We start from the raw sequence: 501 nt of genomic DNA on the forward strand, positions 1-501 counted from the left end.
GCTGACTCTTAATCAGCGGGTCCGGGGTTCGAGTCCCTGGCGGCGCACAGCAGATGGTACGACGAAGGGCCTTCCCACGACGGTGGGGAGGCCCTTCGTCGTACCCGCGCCGCGCTGCGGAACACGGCGGCGGCACGGGGGGCACAGCGGGGGCACGGCAGGCGGATCACGACTCGGCAACTTCCTGACGGCCCGTCAAGGTGCCCTGGCAGCCTGTCTTGCGCCCGAGCATCCGAGCAGCAGGAGCAGTGCCGTGTCCGACCGCCGCCAGCGCACCGCCGAGGGGCCCTCGCCGCAGCCCCGCACCCCCTCCTGGGGCCGCCGTCCCGCGGTCGCGCCGCCCGGGCCACGTCGCGCGGGCGGGCGGGTCGCCACCTTCGGCTGCCTGGGGGTCGTGGGCCTGATGACGGTCGCGGCCGTGCGCGGCGTGGTCGCCACCGGCGGGCGCGGCACCGCCCACGGCGGGGGTCGTAGCGGCGGGCCCACCAGCACGGCCGGCAC

General features: G+C 76.8%; 1 pseudogene. It reads left to right on the forward strand.

Features of this window, described 5'->3' with window-relative positions:
- Positions 1–253: 253 nt before the first annotated feature.
- Positions 254–501: pseudogene (locus ABD323_RS45840) on the forward strand (hypothetical protein); the annotation flags it as partial.

The organism is Kitasatospora nipponensis (assembly GCF_039528135.1).
In the GTDB taxonomy this organism is placed as follows: domain Bacteria; phylum Actinomycetota; class Actinomycetes; order Streptomycetales; family Streptomycetaceae; genus Kitasatospora; species Kitasatospora nipponensis.